General features: G+C 52.8%; 17 protein-coding genes and 2 pseudogenes. 3 read left to right on the top strand and 16 right to left on the bottom strand.

Annotated elements, in window-relative coordinates; translation table 11 throughout:
• Position 1: 1 nt before the first annotated feature.
• The 4 genes and pseudogenes from J2X61_RS15645 to J2X61_RS15630 all read right to left on the bottom strand — a co-directional run bounded on the left by J2X61_RS15645 (position 2) and on the right by J2X61_RS15630 (position 3,519).
• Positions 2-310: a hypothetical protein gene (locus J2X61_RS15645; protein ID WP_274467643.1), complete on the bottom strand. Its 309-nt coding sequence runs from the start codon at positions 308-310 to the stop codon at positions 2-4.
• 290 nt (positions 311-600) lie between these two features.
• Positions 601-1,518: a carbohydrate ABC transporter permease gene (locus J2X61_RS15640; RefSeq protein ID WP_310188948.1), complete on the bottom strand. Its 918-nt coding sequence runs from the start codon at positions 1,516-1,518 to the stop codon at positions 601-603.
• 15 nt (positions 1,519-1,533) lie between these two features.
• A pseudogene (locus J2X61_RS15635) lies at positions 1,534-2,289 on the bottom strand (ABC transporter permease); the annotation flags it as partial.
• Positions 2,290-2,427: 138 nt separating this feature from the next.
• Complete coding sequence (locus tag J2X61_RS15630; RefSeq protein ID WP_310188947.1) at positions 2,428-3,519, bottom strand: CdaR family transcriptional regulator; 1,092 nt, start codon at positions 3,517-3,519, stop codon at positions 2,428-2,430.
• Between the two features lie 149 nt (positions 3,520-3,668).
• Here J2X61_RS15630 and J2X61_RS15625 point away from each other — a divergent pair, with 149 nt between their 5' ends.
• Genes J2X61_RS15625 through J2X61_RS15615 form a run of 3 tightly spaced genes read left to right on the top strand, consistent with a single transcriptional unit; the run spans position 3,669 to position 5,962 of the window.
• Entirely contained in the window at positions 3,669-4,787 is a 1,119-nt protein-coding gene (locus J2X61_RS15625) for a glycerate kinase family protein (RefSeq protein WP_310188945.1), read from the top strand.
• Positions 4,788-4,805: 18 nt separating this feature from the next.
• On the top strand, positions 4,806-5,696 hold the full coding sequence (locus J2X61_RS15620; RefSeq protein WP_310188942.1) for an NAD(P)-dependent oxidoreductase: 891 nt from the start codon (positions 4,806-4,808) through the stop codon (positions 5,694-5,696).
• Positions 5,693-5,962, top strand: coding sequence for a YciI family protein (locus J2X61_RS15615; RefSeq protein WP_310188939.1), 270 nt, complete (start codon positions 5,693-5,695; stop codon positions 5,960-5,962). The genes J2X61_RS15620 and J2X61_RS15615 overlap by 4 nt, the downstream gene beginning before the upstream one ends.
• A 136-nt stretch (positions 5,963-6,098) precedes the next feature.
• On the opposite strand, the gene J2X61_RS15610 is transcribed toward J2X61_RS15615, so the two are convergent.
• From J2X61_RS15610 to J2X61_RS15555, 12 genes and pseudogenes are all read right to left on the bottom strand, one after another.
• A complete protein-coding gene (locus J2X61_RS15610; RefSeq protein WP_310188936.1) occupies positions 6,099-8,108 on the bottom strand; it encodes an alpha-amylase family protein in 2,010 nt (669 codons plus the stop codon).
• A 72-nt stretch (positions 8,109-8,180) separates the two neighbouring features.
• Entirely contained in the window at positions 8,181-9,710 is a 1,530-nt protein-coding gene (locus tag J2X61_RS15605; RefSeq protein WP_310188933.1) for a type 2 periplasmic-binding domain-containing protein, read from the bottom strand.
• Between the two features lie 78 nt (positions 9,711-9,788).
• Complete coding sequence (locus tag J2X61_RS15600) at positions 9,789-11,819, bottom strand: alpha-amylase family protein (protein WP_274467622.1); 2,031 nt, start codon at positions 11,817-11,819, stop codon at positions 9,789-9,791.
• A 72-nt stretch (positions 11,820-11,891) separates the two neighbouring features.
• The gene (locus tag J2X61_RS15595) at positions 11,892-12,770 is read right to left on the bottom strand and encodes a carbohydrate ABC transporter permease (RefSeq protein WP_274467621.1); all 879 of its coding nucleotides are present in this window, start codon (positions 12,768-12,770) and stop codon (positions 11,892-11,894) included.
• Between the two features lie 15 nt (positions 12,771-12,785).
• Positions 12,786-13,754, bottom strand: coding sequence for an ABC transporter permease (locus J2X61_RS15590; RefSeq protein WP_310188929.1), 969 nt, complete (start codon positions 13,752-13,754; stop codon positions 12,786-12,788).
• A 1,253-nt stretch (positions 13,755-15,007) separates the two neighbouring features.
• Positions 15,008-15,277, bottom strand: a pseudogene (locus tag J2X61_RS15585) (transposase); the annotation flags it as partial.
• A gap of 79 nt (positions 15,278-15,356) precedes the next feature.
• The gene (locus J2X61_RS15580; RefSeq protein ID WP_310188927.1) at positions 15,357-17,672 is read right to left on the bottom strand and encodes a helix-turn-helix domain-containing protein; all 2,316 of its coding nucleotides are present in this window, start codon (positions 17,670-17,672) and stop codon (positions 15,357-15,359) included.
• 204 nt (positions 17,673-17,876) lie between these two features.
• Entirely contained in the window at positions 17,877-18,368 is a 492-nt protein-coding gene (locus tag J2X61_RS15575; protein WP_310188924.1) for a hypothetical protein, read from the bottom strand.
• A 106-nt stretch (positions 18,369-18,474) separates the two neighbouring features.
• On the bottom strand, positions 18,475-19,704 hold the full coding sequence (locus J2X61_RS15570; RefSeq protein WP_310188921.1) for an RNA polymerase sigma factor: 1,230 nt from the start codon (positions 19,702-19,704) through the stop codon (positions 18,475-18,477).
• A gap of 4 nt (positions 19,705-19,708) precedes the next feature.
• On the bottom strand, positions 19,709-20,056 hold the full coding sequence (locus J2X61_RS15565; RefSeq protein WP_274467616.1) for a YciI family protein: 348 nt from the start codon (positions 20,054-20,056) through the stop codon (positions 19,709-19,711).
• A gap of 114 nt (positions 20,057-20,170) precedes the next feature.
• Complete coding sequence (locus J2X61_RS15560; protein ID WP_310188918.1) at positions 20,171-20,524, bottom strand: VOC family protein; 354 nt, start codon at positions 20,522-20,524, stop codon at positions 20,171-20,173.
• Between the two features lie 221 nt (positions 20,525-20,745).
• Complete coding sequence (locus tag J2X61_RS15555; RefSeq protein WP_310188916.1) at positions 20,746-22,128, bottom strand: aminotransferase-like domain-containing protein; 1,383 nt, start codon at positions 22,126-22,128, stop codon at positions 20,746-20,748.
• Between the last annotated feature and the right edge of the window lie 22 nt (positions 22,129-22,150).

Raw genomic sequence — 22,150 nt, 5'->3', positions numbered from 1 at the left:
GCTATTGGTTTCCTTCCTCTTCCTCAGCTTGACCCTCTTCGCCTTCGATTTCTCGAATTTCAAAATGCTGCGTATACTGATCAATAACACTCTCAATTGCCTTTAATTCGCCAAGCAGTATCGGCCTGATTTCTTGAAACTCCGCCGCATCGAGCTGCTGCTTGATCGTGGCACGATTCACTTTCAGCCGTTCAAGAAACTCGAGTGCCCGGCCTCGGCGGAAAGTTTGCGCACCATGGTGATGGTGCCGCCCCTTATGGCCTCCACCCCGATGCTTATCGCCTTTCATACGGCCATCTGGATCCTTCACGGATACACACGCTCCTTTTCGTATACAAATGTATACATCAAACTTAATTTCACTGTATACATTTGTATGCGAAATGTCAATATAAAAAACCGTCGGGAGATAGTCTCCATTATATTGGCACTTCCCGTAAATTCACATGTGTTTTTCGTCAAAAATATGTGTTTATTCAAATAGCGTGACGTACATACAAATAGCCGCAATGTGCGCAGCCTTGGATGAGAGTCCGAATGGAAACAGGGAGCAGTTCATGGTGAACGGCTCCCTGCATCGTATTAATCGTCCATTGCGCGTTATTCTTTGACCGCTCCGATTGTCAAACCTTGTACGATATAGCGTTGGAAAAAAGGATACGCTACAACGATTGGCCCTGTAGCCAATACGACCAGCGCCATTCTCGCCGTTTCCTGAGGCATATTCTGTAGAATCGTCGTACTGATGGAAGAATTCGAAGCGTTCTGCACGATGAATTGCATGCTTGTCTCAATTCGCATCAGCATCGATTGAAGCGGTACGAGTTCGGGATCTTCAATATAAAGCAATGCATGAAACCAGTCGTTCCAGTAAGCGAGTGTCGTGAATAAAGCGATCGTCGCAAGCCCCGGCATAGACAACGGCAGCACAAGCAGGCTTAGCATCTGAAATTCACCCGCTCCGTCGATTTTGCCCGATTCGATAATCGCTCCAGGCACCATTGTGCTGAAATAGGTGCGCATAATTAAAATGTTGAAGGCGTTGACCGCCATCGGCCAAATCAGCGCCCAGACGGTGTTTTGCAAATGATGCAGCTGCGTAACGACGATAAACGTCGGGACCATGCCGCCATTGAACAGCAGCGTGAAAACGGCGAAAAAGCTGAAAAAACGGCGATAAGCAAAGTTGCTGCGGCTTATCGCGTAAGCATAAAGCGTAGTCATCGCCACGCCGATCAGCGTACCTGTGACGGTAACGAAGATCGTAACGCCATAAGACCGAAGCAGCGCTTCGCCTGTTTGGATAATATAGCGGTATGCTTCCAAACTCCACTTGCCCGGCCAAATCCGATAGCCGTTGCGAGCCAACGTGAGCTCATCCGAGAAGGAAAGAATGATGACGAAAAGGAAGGGGAACACGCAAGCAGTGGCAATTATAGCAGCCAATACATGCAATAAAATATTAACCCCTGGCGATACTTGATGAACGCTGCGGATGTTCATCGGCTTCGAATTCATACGATCTCCTCCTCCCTAGAACAACGCGTTGTCTTTGTTCAACTTGCGGACGACGTTATTGGACAACAAGACAAGCACAAAACCAACAACCGACTGGTAGAATCCAGCCGCCGTGCTCATACCGATTTCGCCCGTAGTTTTCAAACCTCTATAAACGAATGTATCGATAACGTTCGTCGTTGAATACAACAATCCGGAATTTCGCGGTACTTGATAAAACAACCCGAAATCGGCGTAAAATATTTTTCCGACGGCCAGCAGCGTTAAAATCGTCATCAGTGTGGAAAGCTGCGGGAGCGTAATATGAAGAATTTGCTTCCATTTCCCGGCCCCGTCAATCATGGCCGCTTCGTACAATGAACGATCAATCCCCATAATGGCAGCCAAATACATCACACTGTTATATCCGACAAATTTCCATAAATAAATGATAATGAATAGATACGGCCAGTATTTCGGTTCGTTATACCAGTATATGGATTCCAACCCTAACCATCTCATAAGCTGATTCAGCAAGCCTTTGCTAGAGCTCAGAAAACTGAAAACGAAGTAGCTTACGATAATCCAGGATAAAAAATAAGGCATGAGCATCGCCGTTTGATACATCCTGGACAGTCGTCTGCTCGTTAGCTCGACCAGACAGATCGCGAGCGTAACGGCGGCAACAAGGCCGAGGACGATAAAAGCGAAGTTGTACAAAATTGTGTTACGCGTAATCATCCAGGCATCGTTAGTCTGAAACAAAAACTTGAAATTATCGAAGCCCACCCACTATAGGATACGAACGTAATGTGGCCATTTCGTTAGTGGGGGTCGTACAATTTCTTCTGCTTATTATTGAGAAACCAATCCGGCTGCCGGCCATATTAGCAGAGTTATGAGATCGGCTATTACTTCAGTAGCGTAGCACTATTGACCTTCCTTAAGCCATACTAGAAATTGCAGTGAAACGGCATCCTGAAACAGCTGCGGGTCATAACCTGTCACTTCCTTGATCTGAGCCAACCGATAGACGAGTGAATTGCGATGAATCTCCAGCCGCTCGGCTGTTTTGGCAATGCTCAAGTTGCACTCGAGGAATACGCGCAGCGTGGCCAGCAGCTTATCAGGAAGCTTCGGCGACAGCCTCTCCACGAACCTTGCCTTGGACTTGGCGGGCACTTCGCTAAGGAGTGCTTGGGACTCCACCTCGAGATAGCCGGTAATCCCCTTGCCCTGCTTCACTCCAAGCTTAAGCGCCGCACAGGCTTCTTGGTAAGCATATGAAATGTCCTCGAATGTCTGCACAGAGGTGCTTAAGCCGATCTTCGCTTCAATCCCCTGCTTCTGGAACTGGTCCTGTAACCGCTCCATATCCCTCCGTACCCGGGCCTCCCCTCTGTCATAACAAATCATAACCCACGTATGGACATTGAGAAAGCTGCTTACCAGCCGGGTATTCGCCAGAACGAACTCCGCCAGACGGAACAGAGCGTGCGTTTGCGAGGTTCGGTTCGGCAATGAAAGAACCGCCAGCTGATAAGGGGGCTGCATATGGAGAGCCAATGTATCCAGCCGGTGAAGTGCGCTCTGGAGATTCGGGTTTTCCGTACGAATAAGCTCCTCCACGACGATGTCCATCGTAATTTGCTGCCACTCCGTTTGAAGCTTCAAATAATTTTGCTTCAGCATCATTTCCGTAATCATTTTCACCAGTTCCCCATAAGGCATAATTTCCTCCGGATCCCCCGTGACGCCAATTACACCGATCGTTCGGTTCTGGAACACGATGGGCAGATTCACCCCGACATTCACTCCCCGCCACTGCCCCTTGTTGTCCGGCGTAATCACCAGTGTCCGCCCTGTACGGATAACCTCAGCCGCCGCTTCGTGATGCGTGTCAAGCCGCACAGCATCCCCGCTTGCGATAATGCAGCCGTTCTCATCCATAATATTGATATTCCGATTTAAACGTCTCATCGTTTCTTGTACGATTTCTTCAGCCAAATCGCGTGTCAGCATCCCCGCCCACCTCGCTTATCCCATCGTATTTTGCACAATAACCAAAAAGGAACAGATTTCTTCCCTTCATTTTGTATCCCATCCATAAAGACTTTCCTTTCCACTAGAAGCTATAATTAGAAATAAATCGAATGAAAGGAGTCACCGCCATGAACGTTATTATTGCCCCGGACTCCTTCAAGGGCAGTCTCAGCTCCTTGGAGGCGGGGACTATCATGAAGAAAGCAATTCTGCGGGAAATCCCGCACGCCGCCGTAACCGTCATTCCAATCGCCGACGGAGGGGAAGGGACCGTAGATACGCTGGTGGCTGCCACTGGCGGCAATCTCTTTCCCTTAACGGCAACGGGACCGCTGGGCGAACGGGCCGAAGTTCGCTTCGGGCTGCTGCCGGAAGGAACGGCCGTGCTGGAAGCAGCCAGCATATGCGGCTTGGTCATGGTTCCTCCCGCTCAGCGAAACCCGATGCATACAACTTCGCGCGGCATCGGCGAGGTCCTTCTAGCAGCCATGGACCAGGGGCACCGCCGCTTCATCCTCGGGCTGGGAGGAAGCGCAACGAACGATGGCGGATTAGGCATGCTCCAAGCGCTTGGCGGCCTCTTCTTGGATGCGAACGGGAATCCGGCAGACGGCTTCGGCGCTTCGCTGTCGGATATACGAACAGTCGATCTGGCGGGATTGGACGTCCGCTTGAAGGACTGCGACATCCAGGTCGCCTGCGATGTTACGAGCCCGCTTTGCGGCGATAGCGGAGCGACCTATGTGTTCGGTCCCCAGAAAGGCGGGACCCCGGAGCAGCTTCAAGTGCTTGAAGCCGCCATGCAGGCCTATGCCGCTATGGTTGAAGAGCAGCTGGAGCAGCCGGGGCTCAGCCTGCAGCCGGGAGCGGGAGCTGCCGGAGGACTCGGCTTCGCCATGCTGGCGCTTGGCGCGAAGCTGAAGCCCGGCGCGAAGGTGCTCGCGGAAGCCGTTAAGCTGCCGGAGCGGATCGCAGGCGCGGACTGGGTCATCACCGGCGAAGGCCGCAGCGATGACCAAACGCTCTACGGCAAGCTGCCGATTCACGTTGCCGAGCTGGCCCAAGCCGCGGGAGTCCCCGCGCTGCTCATCTCAGGCAGCTTGGGTGCCGGATCGGAGCAGCTGCTGAACCATTTTCGAGCCACCTTCTCCATCGTTCCCGGGCCAGTGACACTTGAAGCTTGTATGGAGAACGCCGAGACGTATCTGTATGAACGCGTACGCAATATTGCCAGATTGTTAACATAACGACAGGAGGCTGCGACAATGACAAAAGTAGGCTTTATCGGCCTCGGCAATATGGGCTTGCCGATGGCAACCAATTTAATCAAGGCCGGCTGCGAGGTGTACGGCTTGAACCGGAGTCCCGGGGCGGAGCAGCGCTTCGCCGAAGCCGGAGGGCGCACGGGTCTTTCTCTGCAATCCCTAAGTCAAGAAATGGACGTGCTGATGACCTGCCTCCCTTTGCCGCAAGATGTGGAACAAGTGTACCTCGGAGAGCATGGCATCATCTCTCATGGACGGCCTGGGCTCGTGCTTCTTGATTTCAGTACCGTATCCCCGGCCCTGAACAAAAAAATCGCGGCTGCCGCTGAGGCCAAAGGGATGGAATTTCTGGATGCTCCTGTCAGCGGAGGAACGGCAGGCGCGGTATCGGCTACACTCAGCATCATGGTCGGCGGCAAGACGGAAGTGTTCGAGTCCGTGAAGCCGCTGTTCGAAGCTCTCGGCAAGCATATCTACCATGTCGGTGAGGTCGGCAGCGGCACGGTTGTGAAGCTGATTAACCAGCTGATGGTCGGCATCCATACCCAGGCCGCCAGTGAAGCGCTGGTGCTAGGACAGCAGTTGGGCGCAAACCTGGATACGCTGGTGCAAATCTTGAGCAACAGCTTCGCCCAGAGCCGAATTCTTGACCGGCATTATAACAGCTTCATCGCCAAGGACCAGTTCGAGGCAGGCTTTGCCCTGAAGCTGCTGCATAAGGATGTCGCCTTGGTGCAGCAGGTGGCGGACGAGCTGAATCTGGAGCTGCCGATGGGAGCCAAGGCGCTTACGCTGCTAAGTGAAGCTAAACAAACCGACCTCGCCGAGAAGGACATGTCCGCGATGTATGTGTTCCAACAAACGAAATTAAACGGAGGGAATTCTCAATGAAATACTTTGCATGTTTCCTGCCTACGTTGGATGCTCAGAAGAGCCAGACGTTCCGCCCGCAGCACCTCGACTACCTGGAGCAGAAGCGCAGTGAAGGCAAAATCTTCGCTAACGGCCGCTTCGTAGACGGCAGCGGCGGTCTGGTTATTTATATGGCCGAATCTGAAGAAGCAGCCAAGTCTTATGCCGAGAACGATCCGTTCGTCATCGAAGGCGCCAGAGGCTATGAAATCCACGAGTGGGAGATTGTCATTACCGGGAAGTAAGGCATGAACAACAAGCCTTTGGCGAACTGCCAAGGGCTTGTTTCCATACCTGGCAGCTGATCCCTGTCCTCGCAATGCAAGGGCATCAAAAGGAGGGGCCGGTCACAGCTATACCGGCTCCTCCCTCTCGTTCATTTTACACCCGAATGACCAGGGAAGCGAAGTCTTTCAACTCGGAGAGCCGAAGCGTAACCGCTTGATCCGCGTTCCCATAATCAACCTTCGATTTCGTCACCAAATCCTCGGCGCATCGGCATTGCCCCACCCCGCGAAGAGACAGCTCAATTCCGTACACCGGTACCGCCTCGTGATACGTGATCCCATTGAAGCCGGAAAGGTTGAGCAGATGAAGCACATACGTGTTATTATCCAACCGATGGAAGAACACCTCCACACAAGAAGGAGCATTCGTAGCAAGCTTCCAACGCTGCGCTGCCGCATGCTCCAAGAGGTCAAGCACCACGTGCTTGTGGTCGGCGAAGCCATGCTGGTAATACAGCGTACCGGCTTGCCACGGAATGATTGCGGCGATTCCCTTCGAATTCGCGGCAATCAGCGCTCCCGCCGTCCGCTCGGAGATGCGGTGTCCGAACGCCCGCTCAGGCGGACCGTAGGTCGAGGGCTCCACGAGCGGAAGCTGGCATTTCACTCGGGCTCCAGACTGCAGGCGATAAAACGGCCCGTCAAGAAATACCCAATCCCGCTCCGGAAACCGCGAGAATATTTGCTTGTCTTCCGTCCACAGGTAGGCCGCCTCCTGGCAGTAGTGGTGAACCTCCTCTACCCTTGCATCGAATACGCGCCGCAGAAACTCCCGCTCCTCCGCGTCTTCGGTGAAAGCTCCCCCCGTAGCCAGCAGTCCGACGCCCTGCTCATGCGCCCTCTCCAATACATCCAGCTCCTCGCAAGAGAAACCGGCCGTATCCGGGATGAGGATCGCCCGGTAGTTCTTGAGACGCTCGCCATTCGCCGCGAGTGTGCTCTGATGAATGACATCGAAGAGGATGTGCTCCTCCTTCAGCATTTTGTACAAGCCGAAATATTCCTTCATGTTCTTCTGCGCCGGTCTTCCCGGCTTCACCAAGGCCACATCCGCCATGGAGTGGAACTGTCCGTAATAACGTTCGTTCTCCTTATGATACTGGAAAACGTTGGATACAACCGGCAAATTCTCCCGATCCGGATAATCCTCGAACACGCCGATGATGCAGAAGTCCAGGCCCGATCCGCTGGCCAGCCCTTCCTTCAGGCGAATGTTGATTTCATGCTTCGAGACACCCGTGAAGCGATGAACGAGATCAATCGCGTTAATGCAGCAATTGCTGACGAGCTTATCCCCCCAGCTGTCCTCCAGCGACTGCACATTCTCCGAAGCAGAGTACAACCAGACGGGCTGCGGCCGGTGGATGTCCGTATTCGACTCCTTGCGGACGATATCGACCTTATACTCGTTATAAGTGGAGATGGCGATCTCTCTATCCTTGCTTTTTACAAGCGCATGAATGCGGTCCAAAATTTGCTTCGTCGTCACCTCTTGGAACGTCTTATACAACCGGTATACAGGGTCGTCCAGACTTTCCGACGCCGGCAGCGCCAGCCCGCCGCTGAACGCCTTGAATCCGGTCTGACAGCTGTCGCAGAAGCAGATGCCGTAATGCTTGCCGCTGTAATCCTTCGTCTGATACCCGAACATGTTGAAGAAGATGCCGTCCACCTCATAGCGGGTAAGCACCTCGTCGATCATTCGGAGTGCGTACTCCCGCTGGTAGTAGCCGTTGACGCACGTATGGACAATCCCGTGATAGTTGACCTCCCTGCCCTCCTTGGTCCGGTAGAACCATTCCGGCCGCTTCTGATAGATCGATTCGTGCGCCTTGCTGAAATCGAACCGCGCGATGAATTTCATCCCGTTGGCATGCGCTTTCTCCACAGCCTCTTGGAGCAAATCCTTGCTCTGTCCGGCAGCCCGGTAATGGTACTCAAGCTCCGTCGGATAAAAAGCCACGATCCCTCCCGCATTCATCATCAGCACGTTCGCAGATAACTCTTTCAGCTTCAATAGCAACGCATCCACGTCCAGATTCGCATCGCTCTCCCGCAAATTATTTTGAATCAAACGCAGCTTATTCGTCGCCCACCAGGCCATGTCCCGACTCTCCTCTCGGATAGTGATACGGTTACCAAGGAAGTCCCCTGGTAACCGCTTCTGCTTTGCCGCTTATTTCTTGTGGAATTCCTTGTAAGCCTCGGTATTTTCCAAGAACGCTTTCTTCATCTCCGGCATATTATTCAGCTTCTCGATATACGTTTTGTACTCGTCCATAGAGATTTGGCCTACGATCGCCTTCGTCACCATGGATTTAAACTCGCTCTCGTACTTCGGCCAAATGTTGTTGAAGGTCGGAGAGTATACGTAGCGGAACGGATCAACCTTGCCGATCGTATCGTACTGCTCGACTTCCTTCTTCTTCGCATCGTTGTACGCCTTGTCCCCGGAAGCACTCTCTACCTTGCCCCACTTCGCATAGGCCAGAACACCGGCGCCCTTGCTTGTCGTGTTGACTTCCTTCACGCCCTGATCCGTCAATACCTTCTGCCCGCCGACGACCTTATGGTGAACGCCCTCGATGCCGTAATAGCCAAAGTCCGTCATTTCCTCGGAAGCCGTAAAGTCAAAATATTTCAGCAGCTGCTTCACTTTAGCTTCCGGCACCTTCTTGCTGATATAGTAGCCGCCGGATACCCCTGTCGACAGAACGATCGCATTGTCCTTCGGTCCCTTCAGGGTCAGGTTAAGAATCTTCGGGTTCGGCTGCGTCTTGCTGATCGAATCCTCCCACTCCTTATCCCACCATACGCTTCGCGCGTAGGAGGCCGCACGTCCGGTCTTATACAGCTCCTCCGCCTGCGTCTTCTTCATGACCGCGAACTCCTTGGAAAGCACACCGTCCGTATACAAGCCGCGGAACCAGTTTACCATCTCCGTATACTGCGGAGTCAGCCGCTTATCGATCATTCCGCCCTCGCTATTGTAGGTCGGCTCCAGAGCTCCGAAGCCGGCGGCAAACGCATCGTCACCGTCGCTGATGATAACGCCATGGCCGATCAGTCCCAGCGTATCCTTCTTGCCGTTGCCGTCCGGGTCGCTGTCGATCAGCTTCTTCAGAGCGGCGGCATACTCATCCAGTGTCGTCGGTACAGGAATATTCAGCTTATCCAGCCAATCCTTGCGGATCTTGATGCCGTTGTCGATTCGGGAACGGGAGCGCGGAACGGCATAGATTTTGCCGTCAACGGATAAGTACTTCTGCCAGTCCGGCGCCATATTCTTCTTCAGATTGGGATATTCGCTGAGATCCCCAAGGAAGGGAGTCAGATCCCAGAAGGCGCCGTTCTTGATCGCGCTGCGCAGGGTCGGCCATGTAGAATCCGGGGAGGCGACCACCTCGGGAAGGTCCGCAGAGGCGAACAGCAGATCCGCTTTCGTCTTCAAATCGCCGTCCGGGACCCATTCGATGTCAAGCTTCGTGTTCGTGCGCTTCTGCCACTCGGTCCAATAGGCATTGTTCATATCCGGCACTTCGTTATACAAGCCGGCGAAAATTTTGATCGTAAGCGGCCCGTTATCAGTCTTCGTCCCGCTTGTCTTTCCGGAGTTAGCGGCTTCGTTCGCTCCCGAACAGCCCGCCAATAAAGATAAGGCCACGAGACAGGATAGGGCTGCCGTACTTTTCTTGTGTGCTTTCATATTTACATCCCCCTTAAGGATTGTTGTAGGTCCATACTCGTACATGTGGATGTGGATACACTATTACCCATGATCATATCACGATTCGCTTGTTTCGATGAGCAAGCATTCCCAGATCTGCAGCTCCGGCACTCTCACATGAAGCATTCCCTCGCTCACGGAATATTCCAGAGGTTCTTCCCCGATCAGCGGCCTCACCGACTTGACGCTCCTGCCGTTCAACCGCAGCTTCGCGTGAATGCCATATAGGGGCAGGTGGGTCGAAAGCGGCCGTCTGCCGGCCCCGTTGACCAGATGGACAAGCAGGTTGTCGTCCTTCTTGAACGCCGTCACCTGCAGCCCTTGATAGTGGCTCGTCTCCAGCAGCTTCTCCTCGCCTAGCGCCAAATCGATGCTATTCGCCAGCAGCTGGTAATGCTCATCCAGCTTGAACTCATTGATGAGATGGCTGAGCGAGAACGGGAAGTACAAGGCTCGGCCTTGACCGGAGGCGGCTAGCAGCGCAAGCGGAATGTCGGTGTGGCTGACAGCCAGCGACGCCCGCTCCGGCGGCGCGCCTACGCTTTCCATCGGCGAGAACGGCGGCACCAGCGTCGCCAATACCTCGGTCCCCGCGTCTGCAGGCCGGGTGTATACGACCTTGCCCCGGTGCGCGATGAGCTCCGTTTGCTCCAAGCCCTTCTGCAGCGGATTGCCTGCGCCTTCGAATCTTAAATACGATGCCTTCAAATATTCGCTGCTGTGCATCTCCTGCGATATGCCCAGCAGGGACTGCAGCTCCTTCCGCTCCGGGATCGCCCCCTCGACGAGAATATGGCCTCCTGCCTGCACATAAGCCGTGACTGCCCCAAGGAATTCCTCCGTATAGGTCATGCCCTCGGGAATCACGAGCGCCTTGTACTGCAGCAGTCTCTCCGGCGTCGCCTGCTCCTGCAGCAGCACATCGAATAAGATTTGCCGGGCGATCAGCCCGTCGGCCCAGCCCTCTGCCGAAGCATCGGCCGTCCACATCAGAGCCACCTGCGCTACCGTTTGCGCGTCTTCCATGTAGGACTCTACCTTGGCCGCGTTCCGATTGAACTCGGTTACAACCTCCAGAATGCGCTTGTCCGTAATCGTTTCCGGAATGCCCGTGAGCGAATGCCAGATGCTTCCGCCATGAGCCGGAATTTGCGACAGCCAGAAGCGGTATTCGGCCGGAGGCAACCCCGTATGGCGCCAATCCATCCCCGGGCTGGAGTGCACGATGCCGAACGGTGCCGGGCGTTCAGGCAGCGACCGGCCCAGCTTGATGCTCAGCGCGGGCTTCCAGAACTCGGGGATGTGTCGATGCCCGAGCGACAAGATGTCCTGCGGCTCCGTACAGAGCATATCCGTCGTTTGCGCACGGTCAAATAAATTGTCCTTGTACAAGTTATAGTACAGGATCATCGGGACCTCCGGGCGGGTCGCCTTCATGAAGGCATACAAACGGTCCATGTTGTCTCTCATGCAGGTCGATGCCCACTCGGGAGCGAACTCCTTGGCGTCCTGCGGCAGTTCTCTGCCGTAGACGGACCGGTACTTCCTGCGGCAGCCGTCGCAATAGCAAGTCACATACCCCGGCGCATTAAAGAATATGCCGTCCACGTCATAACCCCTCAGTACCTCGTCCAGCACAGGGATGGCCACCGCTTCGCTGCGGTAAGCGCTGTTAATGCAAGTCGACATCAACAGCGACCAATTGCCCGGCCTCATAGCCCCGACGGTCAGCGGCTCACCGCTGGCTTGACGCGCGAACCATTCGGGATGGCTCAGGTAAGCCGAATCCTCGGTCTTACTGAAGTCGAACCGGGCAACGAAGCGAATATCCCGCTTATGGCACTCCGCGATCACCGCTTGAAGCAGGTCGAACGTGGCGGGCAAATGCTCATTTACCGTATGGAAAGGCACTTGTGTCGGGTACCAGGCATAGATGCCTCCAACATTAAAAACAATCGTGTTCGCTCCCATGCTCTTCATCTGCTCTGCCAGCTGTTCCGGATCTATCAACCTGGTATCCCGCACCTGCAGGTTCGGTTGGATAACGCGCAGCGGCCTTTGCCACCATTCCTTGCGATCTACACTCATAGCTTCCTCCTGAATTGGGTCACGTCAGCATGCCTGAACCGGTAACCGCTGTATTTGAGTTTCGGACGTACACTACCCCTTAACCGAGCCCAGCATCACTCCCTTGGCAAAATGCTTTTGCAGGAACGGATACACAACCAGAATCGGCGCCATCGCCAACATGATCGAGGCCATGCGGATCGTCTCTTGCGGCACCAGCCTGTCATCCCCCCCGGATTGCCCGACGCCGATGGTGTCTGAATCGATTACGAGCGTCTTAATGAGCACCTGCAAGGTCCATTTCTTCGAATCGGAAATGTAAATGAGTGCGTTGAAATAAGTATTCCAATGAGAAACGGCGAAAAACAAAGTGAAAGCCGCAATAGCCGGCAGGGATAATGGAATCACAATGCGCAGGAACACTCCCAGGTCGGAGCAGCCGTCGATCTTGGCCGCATCCTCAAGCTCGGTAGGAAGCGAGTCCATGAAGCTTTTGATGACCAGCAAGCTCCACGCATTCGTCAGCGACGGCCAGATCAGCGCCGAGTAGGAATTCAGCATGCCCAGTTGTTTGATCAACAAGTAGCTCGGGACGATTCCCGCACTGAACACGAGCGTGAAGATGACCCCGCTCAGCATCAGTCCGCGGCCAGGCAACGCTTTCTTGGTCAGTGCATAAGCGAGAGAAAACGAGACGGCCAGGTTCAAAACGGTACCGACGATGGTAATAAATGTCGTGCTCTTCAGCGCATTCAGGAAGCTGTCGGTCGACAAAATGTATTTGTAGGCGGACAGTGACCACTTCTCCGGGAATATATAAAATTCTAACGGCACATAAGCCTCCGGATCTGTGAATGAAACGCTGAATACGTAGAAAAACGGGAATACGCATATTAGTGAAATCAAGGCAAGGAGCGTGTAGTTGACATAGTCGAACAGCTCCAGCTTCTTTTTTCGTGCAATAAAGCTCATATCAGCTCCTCCTTGTTAATAGATTCCATCGTGTCCGAGTTTTTTCACGATATAGTTGGAGGTCATGACCAGTACGAACCCGACCACGCCCTTGAACATGCCTACCGTAACCCCGGCGCTGATCTGCCCCTTGAGTATCCCTTGGGTATACGCATACGTATCGAATACCTCCGCCATGGAGATGACGAGCGGATTGATCATGAGCAGAATCTGCTCGAAGCCTACGTCCGCCATTTGTCCGAGCCGCAGAATAAGCAGGATCAGGATCGTTGGGCGGATGGCCGGCAGCGTAACGTGCCAAATCTGTCTCCACCGGTTCGCTCCGTCTACGACGGCCGCCTCATAGCGCTGCGGATCGACTCCCGCCATGGCAGCCAAGAAAATGATCGTCCCCCAGCCTGCTTCTTTCCACATGTTTTGCGCCGTGATTAACCACCAGAAGTAGTTCGGGTTCGATAAGAACGCAATGCTCTCGCCGCCGGACTCCGTGATCAGCTTGTTAATGATGCCGACATCCGTCGAGAGAATGAAGAACGTCATGCTGGCTACGACGACCCAGGACAGAAAATGAGGCAGATATACGATGGACTGATTTATCCGCTTAAAGGTCTCGTGCCGCACTTCATTGAGCATCAGGGCCAAAATTATCGGCAGCGGAAACATGAAGACAAGACCGAAAATATTGATCGCGAATGTGTTCCTCAACATCACATAGAAATTGCTGTCACCAAAGAGCTGGATGAAATGATTCAGCCCAACCCATTCGCTGCCCCAGAAACCGCTGTAAGGATTGTAATCCTTAAAGGCAAGCAGCAATCCCCACAAGGGCACAAACTTGAACAGGATAAAATAAAGGATGCCTGGCAGCGCTAGCATATAGATGTATTTATGCTGCAGCATGCGGTCCCGCAGGCGGAACCAATAGCCTTGCTTGGGAACTGCCGCCGCCGTCAGGCGGGGTTGGGCTCTGGAAGACTCTATCATCGCTAAGCACCTCTTTCGGTTTCGGTTAGTTCGGGATCCACATTGCCCCTGTGAACTCATCATAGGACGCTGCGGAACGGCAGCATAGCGACAATCCTTGCTTTGGACAGGCCCGAACTTGTACAGGTCAAAATCTGTCTTGTGCGCTGCAGCTTGCCCGCTGAGAACAAAATGGCCGCAAGAAGGCATTCTTCGCCATTTTAACGGGATTTTCTCCTGTTAAATCCACTGAATAGAGCCGATGCGAGTAGGATAACTGTATAATCTCCTGTTAATTCAGAGCAAAATGGCCGCAAAAGGGCGTTCTTCGCCATTTTAACGGGAGTAATTCCTGTTATTCCTCCCCAAAGCCTATACGGCATAGGAATAGCGGGAGTTTTTCCTTTTATTCTGCGCTCCAGGTGAGATTTCGACGTGCAGCCCTGTGGCATACGAGGAACCCTGGTTCAGCAGGAGGCAAACCTGACCGACGGAGCGTGGGTAACGGGATTTTCTCCTGTTAAATCCACTGAATAGAGCCGATGCGAGTAGGATAACTGGATAATCTCCTGTTAATTCAGAGCAAAATGGCCGCAAAAGGGCGTTCTTCGCTATTTTAACGGGAGTAATTCCCGTTATTCCTCCCCAAAAGCCTATACGGCATAGGAATAGCGGGAGTTTTTCCTTTTATTCGGCGCTCCGGGTGAGATTTCGACGTGCAGCACTGTAACTGTATATGAAGACCCCTAGTTCCATGAGGTGGTTGGCAGGAGGTGATCCTGGCCTAAGGAGTAACGGAGCGTGGGGAACGGGATTCCGAGGAATGGAGTATTGAAACCCCCTCTTCATCCAAGGCCATGAGCAATTGTTAGTTACAAAGTGCCGCAAATCGGTCGCCATAGTTGTGCTATAAATCGATAGAACACTTGTATTCTGTCCGACTTGGCGATGCACACGGAGTTCATACCGTATCCAAGTGCCACGCAGGGCGTAATATATTGTCCTCTGACCCTGCTCACCTTCTGCGTGGATTCTATATGAAAAATCGCATATATTCCTCTCTCTGAACCGAAATTCGCTAATTCTATATGAAAAATAGAATACAATCTGCGCTTTTCCTATGAATCGTGGTAATTCTATTCGATAAATCATATAAAATTTTCGACTATCCGCCGAGTATCGAAAAAAACATAAGAAAAACCGTCAGGGAATATCGCCCTGACGGCCTTTTAAGTTTGACGAACATCGGTAAACTTGTATTCATGCCCACGAATACCTTTGTAATCATAATAACATTCGCATTTTGGACAGACTAGTGGATCCTTTCCCGTTGTTCTATGAATTCGTTCTCTCCAATTTCTGCGTTTTTGCTGCCTTTGTGCTCGTACAATCCATTTTCTCGCCTCTTTTTGCCAGTCTGTAACAGGCTTCTTACTTACCTTTTTTAGCTTCCGCGAATCCACACTGTAGTACCGAATTGTTTTAAAGTTCTCATCAGGTATGTGACGTATGACCCTTGCAATAAACTCCTCGACCGTCACTTTTCCCCGCAGGAATAAGGGTTAAGCTTCGCTCATATTACAAAAAAATCGAGACTCGACTGATGTCGAGCCTCGATCAGAATCACCTGTATGCGGAACGGAACATACTTGGTGTCATTTGGACCTTGCGCTGGAAGATGCGGGTGAGATTTCGCTCGGAATAGCCAATGAGGGACGAGATCTCGCTGATGCTCTGGTCCGTCTCCAGCAGCTGCCGCTTGACCTCCTCCACCTTGCATTCCAAGACGAAGTCGAGGAAGTTGATCCCCATTTCCTTCTTGAACAGCCGGCTGACATACGACGGACTCATCCCGACCAGCTCGGCGCACTGCACCAGCGTCAGATCCTCCCGGCAGTGTTCCCGAATATGCTGGCAGATCTGCGAGATTGCCGATTGCCCGTTATCGTTCAGCGATTCCTCTATCAATTGCTTATGCAGCGGAAACAGTACTCCAGTGAACCAGTCGATAATATCTCTCGAGGTCCGCTTGCTCTCCAGCTGTCCGAACAGATTGTGCTCCAGAATATCCAGAATGCTGCCGCCTTGCTTCTCTAAGGAAGTAATAATAGCGGACAGGAGAACGGAATAGCTCTGGTGTATAAAATGGTACGACTTCGACTGCTGCAGCGCCTTAGTGAATTTCTCAAGCGCTTGCTCCGCCATCTTCGTTTCCCCTTTGGACAGCGAGTCGACGATTGTGCCTTCCAACTCCCTCGGGTAGCGGAAAACGGAGCGCGGTTTCGAGCTCTCCAAATCCTCGATGTAGAGAATCGAGGCCGTATCCTGATAGATCCGGTACTGCAGCGCAACGACAGCTTCCTTGTACGATACCGGGACGTCGGCAATATGCGAGTAACAGCGGCCGATGCCTACGGACACTTCGAAGGACAAGCAGCTCTGGAGCGAATCGCTCACCGCTTGGGCGAAAGCGATCATCCGCTGCGGCAGATTGCCCTGCTCCTCCATATCGTCCCAGCGAATCAGCGCTACGCCTCTTCCTTCATAAGGGAATACGTAGCCCTGCAGATCCGGATTCGTCTCCATGATCTCCTGAATGACATTCGCCAGCGTAAATGCAAGAATCGGCTTGTCGCTCGGCAGAAAACGGGTTTCCCTGATGGCGTTCTCCACTTCCACAATCATAACCCCGTAGGTCGCCTTCACCGTCAGTCCGTACATCTCACAATCGTGAAGCAGTGCGTCGCTGAGAATATAATCGCCATTAACTAGCTGCTGGAGACACCGTTCCCGCAAGGTCGGCTGTACTTTCTCCATATATTTGCCGAGTCTCTGAGATTCCTTGTTCAAGTAGTCCAGACAGGTCCGAATATAATCCAGCTCGTTCTCGCTCCCTTGAATCCGGCCGGCTCCAAGAGACCTGCTGTGCTTAATTAATTGCTCGATCGGGCTGTACACCCGCTTCGTGCTTAAATACGTAAACATCGCTGCAAGTGTGATGATAAAAAGGAGAGCCGCTATCGTCAGTACCCGAATCCACGCCAATTTATCGGCAATGATGTCTTCCGGAATGACGGAGACGTACGTACGGCCGAACATGCTTTTGATGTAGGAGACGTGCGCTTTCCTCCCCTCTTGCCAAGCTTCGTAGAAGCTGCCGATGCTGTCTTGCGCTGCGGCAATGGTCTCGTAGCCGGACCATGCTTCCAAGTTGGCGGGCTTCTCCCCCTGTCGGGGCTGCCCCAAGGCACTGAGAAACACCAGTTCTTTCCCTTTAGGAATCACAGCCGTTGACTCCGGAAGGAAGCGAACGATCTCTCCAATGTCTACCTGCAATCCCAAAATGCCTTGAGCATGATTGTTCGCGCCGACGGGCACCTTACGGACGAAGGTGATCAAGCCTTCCTGGGAGCTCGACGGCAAGTAAGTCCACTTCGTCAGACTGTCATCGTTCAGGAGCTGCTCGATATCCGCTTTGTATTTATAATGCTCCAGCTCCATGGAGCCGTAATTATTCGTAAGAACGACGCTTTCGAGCGTGCTGTAAAAATATATTTCTTTAATGAAATTATTCGTATTCTTGACCAGCGTAATCTTATTGACCAAATCCAAATGCCAGATCAGCGGCATATCTGTAATCCGGCCGGCGAACAAATCCGTCATGAGCGGATCCGCCGCCAACTGCAGAGAGTCCGTTTCAATGCCTTGAAGCAAGCGCTCCGCCCTGTCCTTGGTCATTAAGAGCGTGGATTGGCTCTCGTCAATAATCTCTTCCTTAGTCCGCTCCATAGAAAACTGGTAGTAAACCAGACCTGTAATCATAATCGGCAGACATACCGATAAGCATCCTACCCAAATCAGCCTCTGCAGATAGGTGCCGCTGCGGTCGTCGCGTCCCGAATTAAACAATTGTCTCCAGCCGTTCAACCAGTTGCCCATCGGTCCCCTCCTACGCCTACATCATCTTGGTTCATGATAGCCTACCTTCATTGTAAAAGAAAATGTGCGATTGCAAAACCGACATTTCTTGCTTTCGGCCCCCGGACTTCGCGTGCAAATCCGATTGCTGCCTTAGAGCAAGAAACGTCCGAACAATCAGCCGGGAGGGCAAAATGTGTCCGGTGGCAGAATCTGCCTCCGGCTTTATTTAGATTTCACAATTTTATCTATTTTGGCTGTTATCCAACGATCATCTTTTTTCTCGATTGTTTGTCTTAGCTGAATGGTGCCTAAGAAAGTCTTCCGGCTAGTTAGGATTACTTTCCCGTCTGTTCTGAAAATTACATTTTCTAATTCGATCGCCATACCGCCAAATTTGTTTTTCACCAAATTGGTCTCTATATCCGAATATCTCCCTTCCCCCACATCAACTTCACTGATTTTCTTTACATAGTTTAATAATTCGGCTTTATCTTCAGTTTTGAGTTCCAAATTATCCGTTCTAACTAATAAATAACTCATTCTGGCATCATTATAAAAATTAGCTTCTTGCTCAAATATTGTTTTCATAGCAACTTTATATATATCTAGATACTCACGACTATCGATTTTTTGGGGTTGAGTACATCCGAAGATGAATAGCGTCAGAAGAAATAGGAGTATAATTTTCTTAGTTACTTGTTCAACTTGAATCATCTGATTCCTCTCTGTCCTACATCTAACAAGCATCCTTACAGTTAGACGTTTCAAAATTACAAGGCAGCCGATTAATTTAACCGGCTGCCCAACAACACTTATCTCGTTACTCCGTTAAATCGGATGCCTGCCTGTTAAGAAATTGTCGAACTGAAACATCCATGCTGAGTCCAATGGCACGGCTATATGCAGCAAGGGCATCCTCTTTGCGATGCATCCGTTTGTACAAATGACCGGCAAGCGCCCAATAAGGCTGATAGTTAATGACTTCAGAAGCTGGAATAACTTCCAATAAGCCCATACCGCGTTTCGCCCCATAGGCCTCCGCGACTGCTGCTGCTTGACCGACCAATGCGCCGAGCGTGGGGTGCAAACGGATGAGGCCTTCGTATAATTGAGCAATCGCCTCCCACTCGATACGCCCCGTCCATAGCCGCTGCGCATGCACCGATTGAATCGCAGCCATGAGTTGAAAGCGCCCGATTCCACCGACTTGCGAAGCACTCAGCAGATAACGCTCCGCCTCCGAGATCAAGCTTCGGTTCCATCGCGCGCATTCTTGCTCAGATAGAGGGATATAGCTCCCCTTGTCATCATGTCTTGCGTCACGTCGCGCCTCACAATAAAGCATAAGCGCCAACAGACCGTAAACTTCCGGTTCGCGGGGGACGAATTGGAGAAGCAGCCTTCCGAGGTCGATCGCTTCCTCCGCCAATTTCCTGCGAGACGAACCGGCAATGGCGGCCTCGTCCCATCCACTGCCGTAAGCTGCATAGATGGCCTCCAGAACGGGTTCTAACCGTTCCGAAATCTCTTCTTCAGCAGGCATTTCAAAAGTGAGGCGTTCCGCACGAATTTTAGCTTTTATCCTAGTTAGGCGCTGACTCATCGTGGAGGGCTTGGTGATGAAGGCAGACGCAATTCGAGCTGCATCGATTCCAAGTACAGTCTGAAGCATAAGCGGCGTACGCATCGCAGGATCAATTGCCGGATGCGTACAAAGAAACATCATCCTCAGCCGTTCGTCCGGAAAGGCAGCACGGGAAGTCGTCAGATGCTGCGCATCCTCGGACATCGCCAGGAGTGCCGGCAGCGCCCGATCCGAAACACGCGCATGGCGGGCGCGGTCCATAAGCCGCCTGCGGGCAACCGAGATCAACCATGCTTCAGGCTTATTCGGAAGGCCCACCTTGGGCCAAGCTTCCAGCGCAGCGAGGAATGCATCTCCTATGGCATCTTCAACAGCCGGAACATCCCTCCAATTTACAACCAGATAGGAGAGCAGGCGGCTATAAGCATCACGTGCCGTTTGTTCAATGACCCGATAGGTGTCCATAGGACTACTTCAACGCGGGAATGTTCTGTCTGACCTCTACCGTATCGACGGGCCCCCGAGCAGCCCACTCTAATGCGGTATCCAGGTCCGGCACATCAATCACGAATATCCCGCCGAGCTGCTCTTTCGTCTCCGGGAACGGCCCATCCTGAACGGCCATCTCACCGCCACGGCGCTTCAATGTGGCCGCAGACTCCGGGGGATATAGACCCGAGCCGAATACGACGATGCCGGCCTGCCGCAATGCATGCACATAGTGCGTCCAGCTTGCCAAGTATTCTTGTTGCCGGGCCGCATCCGTTCTTGCCGCAAAGTCCTCCTGGCTCTCATAAAACATTAAGGTGTAATTCATGCGAAAGCTCCTCTCTTAAACTGCATTGGAATTTGGTTTCGTTATCATGTCGTTTTCCTTGTTTCCATTTCTACAATTACAAGATAATTTTTTATTTAAAAACTTCCCGCTTATCTAATGTCCATGAGAAAGGATGTTAATAAGTTTGCCAAATGGGTCACGGACATAGAATCGCCGAACTCCCCAAGGCTCATCAGCAAGTCCATATTCTAACTTGTATCCAGCATTCTTCATGCGTTCAAACACCAGATCGACATCATCAACCTCAATAGAAAGATCAGGCGTAGGCGTATCGGAGCCACCTTGTGAGGCGAAACTTACTTGAATGCTTTCTTTCCCGGGTAAGCCGTATGTTTCAATCCAACCATGATCCATCAATAAATCAAGCTCGAGCATGTCTTGGTAAAAGCTTTTCGCTGCCGATACATTCTGTGTATGAATATTGGCAACAATTCGTTTTACTCTCATTTGCAGACCTCGATTCTATCATTTAATGTCATTATGTTATCAGCTTGCCATCTAGTAAAGGACAACCAGTAAAATCACTCACATCGAGTATAGTGTAAACTTCTAGTAATTGGAAGTGGACATACCGATACGGCAAAAAGAGACCCACAGCAATAGGCTGGGGTCTTATATTTGAAGTTTAGGCGGCCCGACAGGGGTTACTCATCCGGGTATAACCGCTCTTAACCCCGCTCCACAAACCTCACTTCCGTGCGCTGCCTGAGCAGCTCGCGGATTCCTTCACCGATGGCCCGGATGCCGGGCTCGATGAGTTCCTCCTCCACCTGTGAGACGCTGAGGCGGAGGACGCCCTCCTGCCGGAACTCCGGCAGGTACATGCGCCGGGCCGGGTCGACCCGCACGCCGCGCTGCAGCAGGTGATCGGCCATCGCCTGCGCCCGGAGCGGGGCCGGCAGCCCGATCGTACTGTAGAAGCCGGAGTACGATCCGGTGTAAGCCGTCCCCGGCGGCAGATGCTTGCGGTACGCTTCCTGCAGCAGCACCGCCTTGCGGCGATAGATCTGCCGCATCCGGCCGATGTGGGCGGCGAACATGCCGCTCTCGAGGTATACCTCGAGCGCTCCCTGCGTCAGCAGGGGTGAATGTACGTCGGCCGCTGCCTTCGCCCGCAGGAATCCTTCCCGCAGCCCTTCCGGCAGGACGGCCAGCCCTAGGCGCAAGCCGGGGAGCATGACCTTGGAGAAGCTCTTTACATAGATGACCCGTCCGGACGGATCAGTAGCGAACATGGGGTCGTTCCTCGAGTCTCCATCAAGGTCGCCCATATAATCGTCCTCGACGATATACACGTCATACCGCTGCGCCAGCTCCACCATTCGCTTGCGGGCTTCGTTCGTGTGGCTGTACCCGGTCGGGTTGTGGAACCGCGAGACGGTGTAGAAGAATTTGACATCCCCGTCCCGAAACAACGTCTCCAACCGCCCCAGATCCATACCGCCCTCTTCGTATGGAATGCCGTGTACTTCCCCAGCATAGCCCCGCAGCGATTCGATCATGCCGGCGTGGACCGGCTGTTCCAAGACAATGTTCCTCTTGCCGTTCGGAAAAGGCAGCCCCACCAGCAAATGCAGCGCCTGCTGAGAGCCCGTCACTACATAGATGCGCTCCGGGACCGTGAACACCTGCAAATCTCGCAGATGCCGCGCCAGCTGAAGTCGCAGCGAAGCGAGGCCTTGCCCCTCCGAATACGTGAACATGTCCTCCCGGTATCTCTCGATGGCCTCGTTCATGCAGTGCTGAAAATCCCTGTACGGCATGGCGCTCCGGTCTGGGCCCGCCCATTCGAAATCGATAACGTCCTGTACTTCCGTTCCGCCTCTTGCTTCATTCCCGCCTTGGCGGCGATGCGCGACATAATAGCCGCTCTGTGGCACGGCATAGATTCGGTGCCTCATCTCGAGCTCGGCGTACGCCCGAATCACCGTATTTCGACTGCAGCCGAAAGCTTCCGCCCCTTCCCGGATCGACGGCAGCTTGTCCCCCGGCCTCCGCTTCCCGTCCTGAATCTCCTGCAGAAGCTGCTCCACGATCGCTTCATACAGCATCCCTAGCACTCCCTTCTACCAA

Source organism: Bacillus sp. 3255 (assembly GCF_031456485.1).
In the GTDB taxonomy this organism is placed as follows: Bacteria; Bacillota; Bacilli; order Paenibacillales; family NBRC-103111; genus Paenibacillus_E.
This window is presented reverse-complemented; position numbering and strand designations above follow the sequence as displayed.